Source organism: Sedimentitalea sp. (genome assembly GCF_039973035.1).
Taxonomy (GTDB): Bacteria; Pseudomonadota; Alphaproteobacteria; order Rhodobacterales; family Rhodobacteraceae; genus Sedimentitalea.
Window position 1 is genome coordinate 322,800 of the sequence record NZ_JBDWLR010000042.1, and the last position, 12,935, is coordinate 335,734.

Annotated in this window: 16 protein-coding genes and 1 tRNA gene; 6 read left to right on the forward strand and 11 right to left on the reverse strand. The window is 58.4% G+C overall.

Translation table 11 applies throughout. The features are described 5' to 3' along the window. Positions 1-75 precede the first annotated feature (75 nt). A complete protein-coding gene (locus ABJO75_RS10230) occupies positions 76-399 on the forward strand; it encodes a hypothetical protein (RefSeq protein WP_348129837.1) in 324 nt (107 codons plus the stop codon). Between the two features lie 226 nt (positions 400-625). On the opposite strand, the gene ABJO75_RS10235 is transcribed toward ABJO75_RS10230, so the two are convergent. Beyond that, positions 626-1,045: an SRPBCC domain-containing protein gene (locus ABJO75_RS10235; RefSeq protein WP_348129840.1), complete on the reverse strand. Its 420-nt coding sequence runs from the start codon at positions 1,043-1,045 to the stop codon at positions 626-628. Further along, positions 1,042-1,377, reverse strand: a complete 336-nt coding sequence (locus ABJO75_RS10240; protein WP_348129843.1) for a metalloregulator ArsR/SmtB family transcription factor — start codon at positions 1,375-1,377, stop codon at positions 1,042-1,044. Before ABJO75_RS10240 ends, ABJO75_RS10235 begins: the two co-directional genes overlap by 4 nt. A 115-nt stretch (positions 1,378-1,492) precedes the next feature. Between ABJO75_RS10240 and ABJO75_RS10245 the strand changes: the two genes are divergently transcribed. Next, on the forward strand, positions 1,493-1,972 hold the full coding sequence (locus tag ABJO75_RS10245; protein WP_348129845.1) for an MmcB family DNA repair protein: 480 nt from the start codon (positions 1,493-1,495) through the stop codon (positions 1,970-1,972). 193 nt (positions 1,973-2,165) lie between these two features. Here the strand turns inward: ABJO75_RS10245 and ABJO75_RS10250 are convergent, their stop codons facing one another. Beyond that, positions 2,166-2,366, reverse strand: a complete 201-nt coding sequence (locus tag ABJO75_RS10250) for a DUF6324 family protein (protein ID WP_348129848.1) — start codon at positions 2,364-2,366, stop codon at positions 2,166-2,168. A 79-nt stretch (positions 2,367-2,445) separates the two neighbouring features. Between ABJO75_RS10250 and ABJO75_RS10255 the strand changes: the two genes are divergently transcribed. Both ABJO75_RS10255 and ABJO75_RS10260 read left to right on the forward strand, forming a co-directional pair. Continuing rightward, positions 2,446-2,928, forward strand: a complete 483-nt coding sequence (locus ABJO75_RS10255) for a GNAT family N-acetyltransferase (protein WP_348129851.1) — start codon at positions 2,446-2,448, stop codon at positions 2,926-2,928. A gap of 44 nt (positions 2,929-2,972) precedes the next feature. Beyond that, positions 2,973-3,049, forward strand: a tRNA-His gene (locus ABJO75_RS10260). Positions 3,050-3,081: 32 nt separating this feature from the next. Here ABJO75_RS10260 and ABJO75_RS10265 read toward each other — a convergent pair. Beyond that, a complete protein-coding gene (locus tag ABJO75_RS10265; protein ID WP_348129854.1) occupies positions 3,082-3,984 on the reverse strand; it encodes a LysR substrate-binding domain-containing protein in 903 nt (300 codons plus the stop codon). Positions 3,985-4,085: 101 nt separating this feature from the next. On the opposite strand from ABJO75_RS10265, the gene ABJO75_RS10270 reads away from it, so the two are divergent. Then, a complete protein-coding gene (locus ABJO75_RS10270) occupies positions 4,086-4,790 on the forward strand; it encodes an SDR family oxidoreductase (protein ID WP_348129856.1) in 705 nt (234 codons plus the stop codon). 91 nt (positions 4,791-4,881) lie between these two features. On the opposite strand, the gene ABJO75_RS10275 is transcribed toward ABJO75_RS10270, so the two are convergent. From ABJO75_RS10275 to pyrC, 6 genes are all read right to left on the reverse strand, one after another. Next, on the reverse strand, positions 4,882-5,628 hold the full coding sequence (locus tag ABJO75_RS10275) for an ATP-binding cassette domain-containing protein (RefSeq protein WP_348129859.1): 747 nt from the start codon (positions 5,626-5,628) through the stop codon (positions 4,882-4,884). Next, on the reverse strand, positions 5,625-6,407 hold the full coding sequence (locus ABJO75_RS10280; RefSeq protein ID WP_348129861.1) for an ABC transporter permease: 783 nt from the start codon (positions 6,405-6,407) through the stop codon (positions 5,625-5,627). Before ABJO75_RS10280 ends, ABJO75_RS10275 begins: the two co-directional genes overlap by 4 nt. Further along, positions 6,404-7,441 (reverse strand): alanine racemase, encoded by a 1,038-nt coding sequence (alr, locus tag ABJO75_RS10285; RefSeq protein WP_348129864.1) that lies wholly within the window; start codon positions 7,439-7,441, stop codon positions 6,404-6,406. Before alr ends, ABJO75_RS10280 begins: the two co-directional genes overlap by 4 nt. Positions 7,442-7,725: 284 nt before the next feature. Beyond that, positions 7,726-9,216 carry a replicative DNA helicase gene (locus ABJO75_RS10290; RefSeq protein WP_348129867.1) on the reverse strand — a complete coding sequence of 497 codons (1,491 nt, stop codon included), beginning with the start codon at positions 9,214-9,216 and terminating at the stop codon, positions 7,726-7,728. A 271-nt stretch (positions 9,217-9,487) separates the two neighbouring features. Continuing rightward, complete coding sequence (locus ABJO75_RS10295; RefSeq protein WP_348129869.1) at positions 9,488-10,168, reverse strand: orotate phosphoribosyltransferase; 681 nt, start codon at positions 10,166-10,168, stop codon at positions 9,488-9,490. Positions 10,169-10,235: 67 nt separating this feature from the next. After that, positions 10,236-11,276, reverse strand: a complete 1,041-nt coding sequence (gene pyrC, locus ABJO75_RS10300; protein ID WP_348129872.1) for a dihydroorotase — start codon at positions 11,274-11,276, stop codon at positions 10,236-10,238. A 110-nt stretch (positions 11,277-11,386) separates the two neighbouring features. Here pyrC and ABJO75_RS10305 point away from each other — a divergent pair, with 110 nt between their 5' ends. Continuing rightward, entirely contained in the window at positions 11,387-11,824 is a 438-nt protein-coding gene (locus ABJO75_RS10305) for a hypothetical protein (protein ID WP_348129875.1), read from the forward strand. Between the two features lie 38 nt (positions 11,825-11,862). On the opposite strand, the gene ABJO75_RS10310 is transcribed toward ABJO75_RS10305, so the two are convergent. Continuing rightward, entirely contained in the window at positions 11,863-12,867 is a 1,005-nt protein-coding gene (locus ABJO75_RS10310) for a hypothetical protein (RefSeq protein ID WP_348129877.1), read from the reverse strand. Positions 12,868-12,935: the final 68 nt, after the last annotated feature.

A 12,935-nucleotide genomic window follows, 5' to 3' on the forward strand; every position in this document is an offset into this window, starting at 1 on the left:
GCGGCGTACTGACGCGGGTGTTGATCTTGGATCACATCCAGTCACATGCTAGAATGGGAATATAGGAGGACGCCTATGCCCAAACTGGTCAAGCTCTATATTCGCAATGTGATCATCGGTTTCGCCATCGCGGCGGCTTTCGTCGCGATGCTGCTTTGGTTCAACGTGATGAACATCTGGCATCTGGTCACGCATTCTGATGCAGGCATCCTTGCAGTGTTCCTGTTGTGGTTCATGCATGGGATCGTTTTTGCCGGTGTTCAGTTTGCTTGGGCCGTGATGTCTTTGGCTGAAAAGCCGGACAGCGGGCGCGGGGGCACCCCGGTCGCCCATGACCTGCAACCGGCGCTGGTTCCGGTAAAAGACCGGCGCGACCGGAAGGTTAAGGGGCGCCGATAAGCCATTGGCCTTAAGGTGAAATGTGACGGGACCACCAATCAACCGTGTGGTTCTGATTCCCGAGGACCTGTATATACAGGTGGGCGCCAGGTAAACGGACCAGGATCCGTACAGAGCCAGCTCCCTCGGATTTGCTTAAGGCCACCGGAATGCAACCGCTCACGCGCAGGGCAGAACCCGCCACTCGTTCCAGATAGGCGTAGATGACGGGTCCGGCAAGGGGAGATCAGGCAGAATCGTGCAGATGGGCACGCATGCGACCCATATGTTCGTCCCAGCCCTCGTCCAGGTTCAATGTCAGCCCGAAACCTTCTGCTCCTTGAGGCAGGCCCGAATGCTCAAGTGACAGGCGTGTGCCGCCCGCGACGGGGTCCAGTGTCCATTTGACGAGGCTGACAGCATCGCCCATCGGCCCTATGACAAAGGTGTATTCGATATAACTGGGCCGTCGCGCGGTTTTGACCGTCCCCCAAATCAGTAGATTACCACTCTCGGCACCATACATCTTTAGTTCATTCCCCTGTTCCAGCGGGGCCGTTGGCTTGTGAAACCACAGGACCAGCTTGTCGGGATCGGTGAGATAGTCCCAGACCTGTTCGGGCGAAGCGTTCAGGTAAATCGATTTGCGGATCATAGTGTCGGTCATGTGTTGTCCTTTTCAATGGCGGCTTTGAGATCGGCAAGCCGGTCGTCCCAGAATTGATCAAAATATTCGAGCCAGCTTAGAACCGGTGCAAAACCTGCCGGGTTCAGGCTGTTTACGCGTTCGCGACCGCGCGCATTGACTGTGATCAGACCGCCATCGGACAGCACGTTCAGGTGCTTCTTTACGGCGGCGCGCGTCATGTCGAACTGATCGGTCAATTGCGCGATCGTCATGTCGTTCCGAGTCAGGAGCCGGACGATATCGCGCCGAGTCGGATCGGCAAGCGCACGAAAGCAGGTTTGGGTGGGGTCGGTAGCTTGTTCAGATGTCATTATTGGATACCTTTTGGTATCATATTAAATAAGGTACCAATTGGTATCATGTCAATGAAGGGTTGAATTGCGTTGGATACTTGAAAAATGTTCACCTATTGTTCATGTTTGGCGCATGACTGATACGATCTCTTCCTTGGTCAAGCCGGGCCAACTGCTGGCGCGCGGGGTATGTCGCCTTCTCAAAGGGCATGGCTTTGTTTCTGTTGAAGAACTTGTGCCAACTCGAGGGTTGAGGGTGGATGTGATGGGGTTGGGCCCCAAGGGCGAAATCTGGGTGATTGAATGCAAATCCAGCCGAGCGGATTTCCAGGCAGACTCCAAGTGGCAGGGCTATTTGGAGTGGTGTGACCGGTACTTTTGGGCGGTCGATCAGGATTTTCCCACGGATCTTTTGCCACTGGATTCGGGTCTGATCATTGCTGATGCCTATGACGCCGAAATCATCCGTATGGCGCCCGAAGACAAGCTGGCACCGGCGCGGCGCAAGGTGATGGTGCAGAAATTCGCCGTACACGCGGCGCGACGATTGCAGGCGCTGCGTGATCCCGGGGTGGCGACGCTGATGGCCTCCAGAGACAATTCCGAGGAATAAGAGTTCTGATCAAATGTTACGACGCGGGTGGCGCTTGGTGCCGTCGCGCATTGCTTGCGGCGCATCCCATCTTTCTGGCGATTACCCACGGAGAACGGGTCACGCGTGCAGAAAGGCCAAACGGTTTAGGGATGCCTGAATTCGGGATGTCCAAGTTCGTACTGATCGGTCTGGGCCGAACTCACCCCTGATTTCAGCGTCCGGTTTTCCCGCCGACCGCGCGTGCCGCTTTGGCCGCAGCCATAATCTCTTCGGCGATTTCGTCTGCTTCTTCCGGCTCAAAGTCCATTGGCACCTCGATGCCCTGAGATTCGATATAGATGCGCACCATGCCGGTGTCGGTCGGACCGATCTGCATGTTCGCTTCGATATCTCGCTCGGTATTGATGCTCATGGGGTGCCTCCGTGCCTCTGCTGTTCCTGCTAGCTTGGCAGGGGTTGAGAATCAAGCGCTGCTGCGCGCAGTGTGGCGCATGGATGATGTCATCATACGCCAGTTCAGCCCGGCGGACGCACCTTGGCTGGTGCGCCAACATGGTGAGCATTATGCGCGTGACGAAGGGTTTAATGACACGTTTGGCGCCTTAGTCGCCGAGATCCTTGATGATTTTATTGTCAATCACGAGTCCAACCGAGAGCGCGGTTGGATTGCGGTGCAGGGTGAACAACGGCTTGGCAGTATCTTTTGTGTCGCGGCAGGAGAAACGACTGCAAAGCTCCGCCTGTTCCTGCTGACACCGGATGCGCGGGGGCGGGGGTTGGGAAAGCGCTTGCTCGCGACCTGCATGGGCTTTGCCCGCGCCCAAGGCTATCGTGACATGCGTCTCTGGACTCATGAAAGCCACCGCGCCGCCTGCGTACTTTACAAGGCATCGGGCTGGCAACTCGTTGACAGCAGGCCCGTACACTCATTTGGAGTCGATCTTGTGGAACAAAGCTGGCATATTGACCTCTAAGCCACTTGCATTCACCCTGTGGCTTGTCTAAATCGCATGCCAGTGCCGCCTTAGCTCAGTAGGTTAGAGCGCCTGATTGTGGATCAGGAGGTCCCCCGTTCGAGCCGGGGAGGTGGTACCACCACTCATCACATTGACAGTGAAAGACTCTGCCTAGGGAGTTGCAGTGGCGGGATCAGACGATTCTAGTTCCGCAGTCGAGGTGAGCCAGGCGATCACTGCTTCGATGGCAGGGCTTTGTCGTGATTTGCGTTGCACCAGAAGGTAGAATTCGTGATCTCCCTGCATGACCTCGGGTGTGACCTGCACCAGGTTTCCGGCACTGATATCGCGCGCCACGAGAAAATGGCTGACCAAGGCAATACCCTGCCCGGAGAGCGCTGCGTCGACAGCAAGAGTGGTCTGGCTCAGCCTTAATCCGTGAGCGCTCTGATCCTGAATGTTCAGGCGTTTCAGAAACGCAGGCCATAGGTCATGCGAGTCATGCAGTTTTGGCAGGTGCGCGATGGTGGCGGTGGCGAGCGGCAAAGGGTGGTTTTCGAGCAGCGACGGTGCCGCAACCGCAATGATGTTGTGTTGAAACAGGCGGATCGCGTCGAGCGAAGCCCCGAATGGCGGCCGACCCTGCCGGATTGCCAAATCGATGCCATCGCTGTGAAAGCTGGACACGCGTTCTGTCGCAAGAATTTGCAGGTCGATATCGGGGTGAAGCGCTGAAAATTCGGGGAGATTGGGGATCAGCCATTTTGCGGCAAAGGTCGGTGTGACACTGATCATGGCGTCGCCGGGTTCCGGTTTCAGACTGTCGGTCGCCCGGCGCATGTCATCAAACGCCATCGAGATCTGCGCGTGATAGCTGCGCCCTGCCGGGGTCAAGGCCAGTCCCTTGGGCAACCGTTCAAACAGTGGCTGACCAAGGTGCGATTCAAGGTGACGAACCTGTTGCGCCACGGCGCCCTGCGTGACGCCAAGTTCGTCTGCGGCGGCACGGAAGGTCAGGCGACGGCCTGCCGCTTCAAACGCGCGCAGACCGTTCAGAGGGGGGAGTTGGGTCATGCGACGATAGTATTTCTACTGACAGAAAACATCAATTCTCAAGCGAAGTTCTGAGTCCTGTCACCTAGATTAAGCCCCAGAAACTTACGGAGGCAGGTCATATGTCAGTAGAAAAAGTTGCTCTTGTCACAGCAGGTGGAAGCGGAATGGGCGCGGATGCCGCGCGACGCCTTGCAGCAGATGGCTTTCGGGTCGGTATTCTGTCGTCGTCCGGCAAGGGCGAGGCGCTAGGGACCGAGTTGGGTGGGTTTGGTGTCACCGGCTCCAACCTTGATGAGGGCGCTCATGCTGCGCTTGTCGAGGGGGCCAAGGAGCGATGGGGCCGTGTCGACGTGCTGGTGAACTCTGCCGGACATGGCCCCAAGGGTCCTGTGCTGGAAATCTCGGATGATGATTGGCACATGGGGATGGATGTTTACCTCTTGAATGTGATTCGACCCACTAGGTTGGTGACCCCCTTGATGCAGGCGCAGGGCGGTGGCGTGATCCTTAACATTTCGACGTTTGCGGCTTTTGAGCCGGACCCGCTGTTTCCGACTTCGGGTGTCTTTCGCGCCGGGCTTGCAGCCTTTGCCAAGCTGTTCTCAGACAAATATGCGGCCGAAAACATCCGGATGAACAACATCCTGCCAGGGTTCATCGACAGCCTGCCCGAAACCGAGGATCGCCGGGCGCGCATTCCCATGGGGCGATACGGTCGCGCTGACGAAGTGTCTTCGATGATCTCGTTGCTGGCCTCAGAGGGCGGCGGTTATGTGACCGGCCAGAACTTCAGGATCGATGGCGGCCTGACTCGTTCGGTTTAGCGAGCAGGCATAGGGCTGGTGCCACTGCTAAGTTCCTGAGGGGGTATGCTTCCTCGGTTCCCGTACTTGCGGCGAGGTTTTCGATCGAACGTCAGCGGACCGCTTCGATTGGACCTTCGGCGCGACCGTGGATGAACTGATCCAGATAGGGGTCGCCGCTGTTGTCCATCTGGCTGACCGGGCCGGTCCACTGGATCACCCCATCATGCAGCATCGCGACGTTGTCGGCGATTGCACGGACGCTGCTCATGTCGTGGGTGATGGTCATGGCGGTTGCCCCCATCTCTACGACAATCTCGCGGATCAGGTCATTGATGACGCCCGACATGATCGGGTCCAACCCGGTGGTGGGCTCATCAAAAAAGATGATCTCGGGTTCGGCGGCGATGGCGCGGGCGAGACCGACACGCTTCTGCATGCCGCCTGAGAGTTCCGCTGGAAACAGGTCGGCGACCTTTGATTTCAGGCCCACACGTCGCAGCTTGTCTATGGCAATCTCGCGCGCTTCTTCCTGCGGGCGCTTGAGTGAGCCGCGTAGCAGGCGAAAGGCAACGTTCTGCCAAACCGGCAGCGAATCAAACAAGGCGCCGCCCTGAAACAGCATGCCAAAGCGCGCAAGAAAGGCGTCACGATCGCCGGAAGCGGCGTCTTTGCCATCCACGAGGATTTGGCCGGAATCCTGCTGGATCAGGCCAAGGATACACTTTAACGCCACCGATTTCCCGGTGCCCGAGCCGCCGATGATGACCATCGATGTGCCCTTTGGGATGTGCAGGTTCATGCCCCGCAGCACCTCGTTGTCGCCAAAGGCTTTCTTGACGTTCTCCATGCGGATCATATCGAAAAGAACACCCCTGTAAGAACAAAGTTGGCGGCGAGGATCAGGATGGCGGCGGCTTCGACGCTGTCTTTGGTCGCGCTTCCGACGCCTTGCGCGCCGCGCCCGGATTGCATGCCGTAGTAACATCCCATCATGGCCGCGATCACGCCAAAGGCCGCACCCTTGACCAGCGATGAGATCACATCGCGGGCTTCAAGGAAGTCGACGGTGTTTTGCAGATAGGCAGCAGAGTTAAAGCCGAGGTTCTTGACCGCCACCACATATCCGCCACCGATGCCGATGATATCACCAACCGCAACGAGAAGAGGCACGGTGATCAGCGCCGCCAACACACGAGGTGCGACGAGATATTTCATCGGGTTGGTCGAAAGCGTCACCAGCGCGTCGATCTGTTCGGTCACTTTCATGGTGGCGATCTCGGCAGCGATGGATGAGGTCACGCGGGCCGCGATCATTAATCCGACAAGCACCGGGCCAAGCTCGCGGACCATGCCAATGGCGACAATCTGTGGCACCACGGCTTCGGCGTTGAAACGCGCGCCACCGGAATAGATCTGCAAGGCCAGCGCACCGCCGGTGAAAATAGCTGTAAGTCCGACCACGGGCAGAGACAGCCAGCCAATCGTGACCAGCGCATTGAAGAGTTCACGCGGATAGTAGGGCGGTCGAAAGATGTGTGAGAACGCACGGGCGGCAAAGATCGAAATGCGACCCACCAGCGCAAGAACATTCATAACCGCCCGCCCCAGGCGTGCCAGCATCGTCAGAGGGTTCACGCAACGTACTCCCGCTGGTAGCGGCCACCAAGAGAGGTCAGAATCTCATACCCTATGGTGTCGGCTGCGTCGGCCAAAGTATCAACACTCTGGTGACGGCCAAGGATTTCAAGTGTGCCCGGATCAGAGGGCAGATCTGTGATATCAACGGTGATCAGGTCCATCGACACACGGCCCACGACCGGGCAGGCAGTGTCGCCGGCAAAAACCGCAATGCCACCGGACCCGAGCGCACGGTGCAGGCCATCTGCATAGCCCGCTGCCACAGTGGCAATGCGAGACGGGCGCGGCGCACCCCATGTGTTTCCGTAACCGACGGTTTCCCCCTCGGCGAGATCGCGGGTCTGGATCACCGGAAGGTCGAGGGAGACAACCGGCCGTGCATCCGCAAAGGGCAGACCGCCATAGAGGCCGACGCCAGCACGAGTCAGGTCAAAATGATAATCCCGCCCGAGGAGTATGCCGCCGGTTGCCGCTAATGAGCGCGGCACATTGTTATTCGCTGTGAGTTCGATAAAGCTGCGCAATTGCTGGCGATTCATCGGATGATCAGGCTCGTCTGCGCAGGCGAGATGGGACATGAGCAGCACCGGTTTTTGCGCCAGCGCAATGTCGCGTAGCGCGGCCCATTCCGCAGGCTCCATTCCCAGACGGTTCATACCGGTGTCCAGTTGAATGCCGAACCGGCCGGACGGAAGGCTTTCCATATGGCGCAGCATCTGATCGACCGAATTCAGCATTGGGATCAGATCATGGTCGCGGATAAGAGCGGTGTCGCCTTCCATATGGCCGGAAAAGACCGAAACGCCGGGGCCGGGTCCGAGCGCCTGACGCACCTTGGCACCTTCTTCGGCGGTGGCGACAAAGAATTGGCGGGCTCCGGCCTGCGCCAGCGCCTGCGATACGTGTTCTACGCCAAGCCCATAGCCATTTGCCTTGACCACGGCACCGGTTTCACAGCCGGATTGTGCGTCAAGGGCGCGCCAGTTTTCAGCGAGGGCGGCGAGATCGACGGATAGTTTTGCAGTGCTCATACGGTGGTAATGACATGGGCATGCGGGGCGTCAAGAGGGAATGCGTGATCGGTTGGCACAGGGATCGGCAATTTGACGCGCACTCTGGACGAGGCGCAGGCGCCGGATCCAAATAGGGCGAGGTGGCTTGCGGATAAGGTTTTGCGCCACCTGCGGCGGCGCTTCGAGCGAGGGGCGCTGCCCCTCGCGCACCCCGGAGTATTTTTGCAAAGATGAAGTTTGGGATTTTGGCGAGGGGCTGCTGTGTTTGTGTTGCCGTGTGCGCCTATCGTTCTCGCGCTGTTTCAGAAGCTTTGCTCTCCGCTGCCCTGCTGCCAGGATTTGGCGAGATTGCCGAAACGCGTGAACTGGGCTTCAAAGCTGAGCTCGACCGTTCCGATCGGGCCGTGACGTTGCTTCCCGATGATTACCTCTGCCTTGCCGTGTAGGCGCTCCATGTCGGCGATCCATTGTTCGGTGGCTGCCAGATCGTCCTCGCCGGGTTTTTCACGCTCTTTGTAGTACTCGCCGCGATAAACGAACATGACGACATCGGCGTCCTGTTCGATTGAGCCGGATTCACGCAGGTCAGAGAGTTGCGGGCGTTTGTCATCGCGGCTTTCGACCTGACGGGACAGCTGTGAAAGAGCGATGACCGGGATGTTGAGCTCCTTGGCGATGGCCTTAAGACCCATGGAGATTTCGCCGATTTCCTGAACGCGGTTGTCAGAGGTGCCGCGCACCAGTTGCAAGTAGTCGACGATCAACAGGTCGAGGCCATGAGTCCGTTTCAGGCGACGGGCGCGGGCGGCCAGCTGCGCGATTGGAATGGCGGCCGTGTCGTCGATAAAGAGCGGGCAGGCTTCGAGTTCCTTGGCGGCGTCAACGAAGCGGCGGAATTCGGCCTCGTTCATATCGCCTTGGCGAATCTTGTGGCTGGAAATCTCGGAGGCTTCGGCGAGAATCCGGCCAGCGAGCTGTTCGGCACTCATTTCCAGCGAGAAGAAGCCGACGACACCACCATCCACAGCGCCTTCCCCACCGTCAGGCAGTTTGCCGCGCTTGTAGGCTTTGGCAACATTGAACGCGATGTTGGTGGCGAGCGAGGTCTTGCCCATCGACGGGCGACCAGCAAGGATCAGCAGATCGGATTTGTGCAGGCCGCCCAGCATCTTGTCCATATCGACCAGATCGGTCGAGATACCGGCCAACCCACCCTCGCGCATATAGGCGGCATTGGCGACGTTGACCGCATCGGTGACGGCGCGCAGAAAGCTCTGAAAACCGCTTTCGGTCTGGCCCTGTTCACTGAGTTTGTAGAGCTGCTGTTCGGCTTCGACGATCTGTTCGCGCGGTTCGCTGGAGACTTCGACGCGGCTGGCCTTGTCACTGATGTCACGACCCAGCCCGATCAGTTGCCGACGAATCGCCAGATCATAGACCATCTGAGCATAGTCGCGTACGGCGAAGGCGCTGATGGCAGCACCGGCGAGACGGACGAGATAGGCAGGACCACCCAGCTCCTTTAGGCCATCGTCATCTTCCATGAACGCCTTGAGCGTTACGGGAGACGCCAGCGCGTTCTTGGCAATGCGGGCGGCGGCAATTTCAAAGATGCGGGCATGGACCGGGTCATAGAAATGCTCGGGTTTGATGATGCTGGCAACGCGGTCATACACATCGTTGTTGGTAAGAACCGCGCCCAGAAGCTGCTGTTCGGCCTCTACCGAATGGGGCATCGTGTCTGGGCTGTTCGTTTCCGGACTGGACCCGTCAAAGCTGGTAATTTCGTTCATATCGCCCCCATTTCGCCTCGGATGGCCGCGTGTTGTCACGGGCTCGTTTTTTGAGTGATTTGCTGATTGCAGCCGGTGCCGGGTGATACCTCACGGTTGGCCGCGCCTGCAAATTGTATGTTTTTGTGGATAGCCTGTGCATATCCTGCGGTCACTGCATATTGCATGCTGTGAGGCGGAGTAGTCAATATCTGGTGGGGCCGGGTAGAGCTTTTGGACCCAGATTTGCTTTGCCAGAATTGCGAGCGGCGATGTCTCGCCGCTCGTTGGGTCAGCTGGTCTGACGCGCTTCTTGCCAGGCGCGAGGATTGGTCAGAAACGATTCCACTTCGGTCAACGTTTGTGCATCAAAGGCGCCAGAGGTCTTTGCCTCGGCCAGAACATCCCACCACGTGCAGAGGTGATGCAGGGTGATTCCGTGATCGCCGAGGCTCTTCTCGGTATCCGGGAATATGCCGTAGTAGAAGATGACAGCGGTGTGGGCACAGCTCGCCCCGGTATCGCGAATCGCCTCCACGAATGAGAGCTTGGAACCACCGTCGGTGGTGAGGTCTTCGACCAGCAAAACCCGATCGCCTTCGCCCATGACACCCTCGATCCGGGCGTTACGGCCATAGCCTTTGGGTTTCTTGCGCACGTAGGTCATTGGCAGGCCCATGCGTTCAGCAACGAGCGCGGCAAAGGGAATGCCTGCGGTTTCGCCCCCGGCGATGTTATCGAACGCCTCAAGCCCGGCATTGCGCATGACGGTGATCGCCATGAAATCCATCAGAGTGCTGCGGATGCGAGGATAGGAGATCAACTTGCGACAATCGATATACGTTGGGCTGGGCAGACCAGAGGCCAACGTGAACGGCGTTTCGGAATTGAGATGCACAGCTTCGATCTCAAGCAGCATGCGGGCAGAGAGGCGGGCGATTTCCTTGGGGTCAGGGTAGCTTGTGGGGATCATGATCGGACCTATGGACGTGTGGGGAGGGCAGGTGCCTCCGGCGGGAGTATTTCAGGCAAAGATGAAATCAGGCGGTGCGCCAGTAAACGGGGAAGCCCGGATCAAAGACAGTGACGGGGCCATCGGTGCAGTCGATTTTTGACGGAAAGTCAGTTGGAGCGTCGCCCTTTTTTAAGGTCAGTGCGTTGTCATTGACGGGCAGGCCGTAGAAGGCGGGGCCGTTCTGGGATGCAAAGGCCGCGAGATGGTCAAGCGCATTGTCTTCTTCGAACACATGAGCGAGGAGCGCCATTGTGTTGGTGGCGGTGAAACAGCCAGCACATCCACAGGCGTGTTCCTTGAGGGCATCCACATGCGGAGCGCTGTCGGTGCCGAGAAAGAACGATGGCTCGCCCGAGGTGGCGGCGGCGCGCAGCGCAAGGCGGTGTTCTTCGCGTTTGGCGACGGGGAGGCAGTAGTAGTGCGGTTTGATCCCGCCGACCAGGATGTGGTTGCGGTTGATGATCAGGTGATGGGTCGTAATGGTGCCACCTATGGTGTCACCACCGCCACGGACGTAGTCAATGCCTTGTGAAGTGGTGATATGTTCCATCACCACGCGCAGGCCGGGGGTGGCACGGCGGATCGGGTCAAGTACGCGGTCGATGAACACGGCCTCACGGTCAAAAATGTCGATATCGTTGTCGGTCACTTCGCCATGTAGGCAGAGCGGCAGGCCAATTTCTGCCATGCGTTCAAGCACAGGACGCACGCGGCCAAAATCGGCCACGCCGCTGGCAGAGTTGGTGGTGGCCCCGGCAGGGTAAAGTTTGACAGCCTTGACCAATCCGCCGGCGGCGGCCGCGGCGACGTCGTCAGGGTCCGTGTCTTCGGTCAGGTAAAGCGTCATCAGTGGTTGGAAATCGCTGCCCTCTGGCAGGGCCGCCAGGATGCGGTCGCGATAGGCCATGGCCTGTGCACCGGTGACCACCGGCGGCACGAGGTTGGGCATGATGATGGCGCGGGCAAAGTCGCGGGCGGTTTCGGGCAACACGGCCTTTAACATCGCGCCGTCGCGCAGGTGCAGGTGCCAGTCATCGGGGCGCGGGATCGTCAGGGTTTTGCTCATGAGGTCCGGCTAGCACAGCCCGCTGGCGCGGACCAGAGGGGCGAGACGAAATGCGCCGTTTCAAACCATCGCGCAGCGCGGCAGATTGTCGGCAAACAGGAAGGTATGACATGGCTAGGCAACTCACGTTCAGGCATCGATACCCGGTCGATGCGGACCGGTTGTTTGCGATGGCAATCGATCTGGATGTGCTGGAGGCAGTGAGCCGACCTTGGGTGCAATTCGATCATTTGCCATCAGGACCGGCGCAGATCGGACAACGCATTGACGTGGCGCTGTCGCTGCTGGGTGTGTTGCCAGCGCAGTCTTATTCGATGCATGTCGTAACTTGCGATCCCGAGGCACGGCTGTTGCGCAGCGAAGAACACGGTATGGGAATTATCCGGCTGGTTCATGAACTGAAAGTGGAACCGTCGGATATAGGCGCGCTTCAGATCGATCGGGTTGTAATCGATGCGGGGTGGCGCACGGAGATCGCGGCACTTTGGGTGAGACTCATCTATCGCTGGCGGCACCGGGTTCTGCGCCGGTTGCTCAAAACGGGTTGACCGCGCACGAGAGAGTGTCGCGCCAATTCTGAAATGCGCTAACGCATCCAGAACCCGGCTGATTTGATCCGGTTGCGGATCATCTGTTCGCGTTTTGGCAGCGCGCTTCGGTCAAACAGCGCGCGCACCTTTTCGCCACGCCCCTGATAGACCATGCGCTTGATCGGTTCATAACCTTTCAGTACCTTCTTGATCCAGTTGGGCGCTGCGACGGTATGGAGAACGTCGAGTACGTGGTCATCCTCGCGGGCATAGAGCAGGGGAAAGACACGGTAGTGGCAGCTTACAGAGCCGTCGAGAAAGCCGGGAGGCAGCGCCTCGCGTCCGCCACCATAGGAGTGGACGACCAACGGCAGGGCAACTTGGTCCAGCCATGGATCGACACTCTGGCAGATCAGTTCCGGGGGGGGCAAGTCGCGAATCGCAATGGCGTAGTCCAGAAATCTCTGTCCGAATTCATGTGGGTTCGCTCCGAAGAAAAACCCTGCATTGAAGTAAAGATATCGTTGCCAGTGGTTGTCTGGCTGGCTGGTGTCTAGGCTGCTTTCGAAATCCAGGCCGAATTTGTCATAGAGTGATTTCCAGATTTCACCGTATTGCGGACCATAGAGCGTAGGTTCTGGCCATGTTCCCTCGCAGCGGAGCGATGCGCCCGGCCGCTCAAAGTCAAAGGGCACGCTCATCACGTCGCCAGTGATCAGGGTATCCGTATCAAAAAACACGAACGGCTTGTCTGGCGGGAGGGCAAACAGCGCTTCGATCTTGTTGCCTTGCGGATAGGTTTGCCCAAAGACCTTCGACTCAAATGGCAATATTCTGGCCCCGAGCCTTTCAAGTGCCGCGAGTACCGCGCCATTTTTGATTGACGGATCATTGCTCCACTTGGGTCCGGCTTGCGGGATAGCGACAAACAACTCGCCATCAAAGTTGGGCGAACAATGCCGCAATGACGCGGCGAACAGCAGCGCTTCGTATTGGAGCCTGCCGGATTGACCGACAATCAGGATATTGAACGCTTGGCGCTGTGGCTGTTTCTTTGTCATACTCAATCCAGCCGACATTTTTCGGCAGTGGTCCTGACGCGGACTATAGGCGTGGAGACGACCGGTCA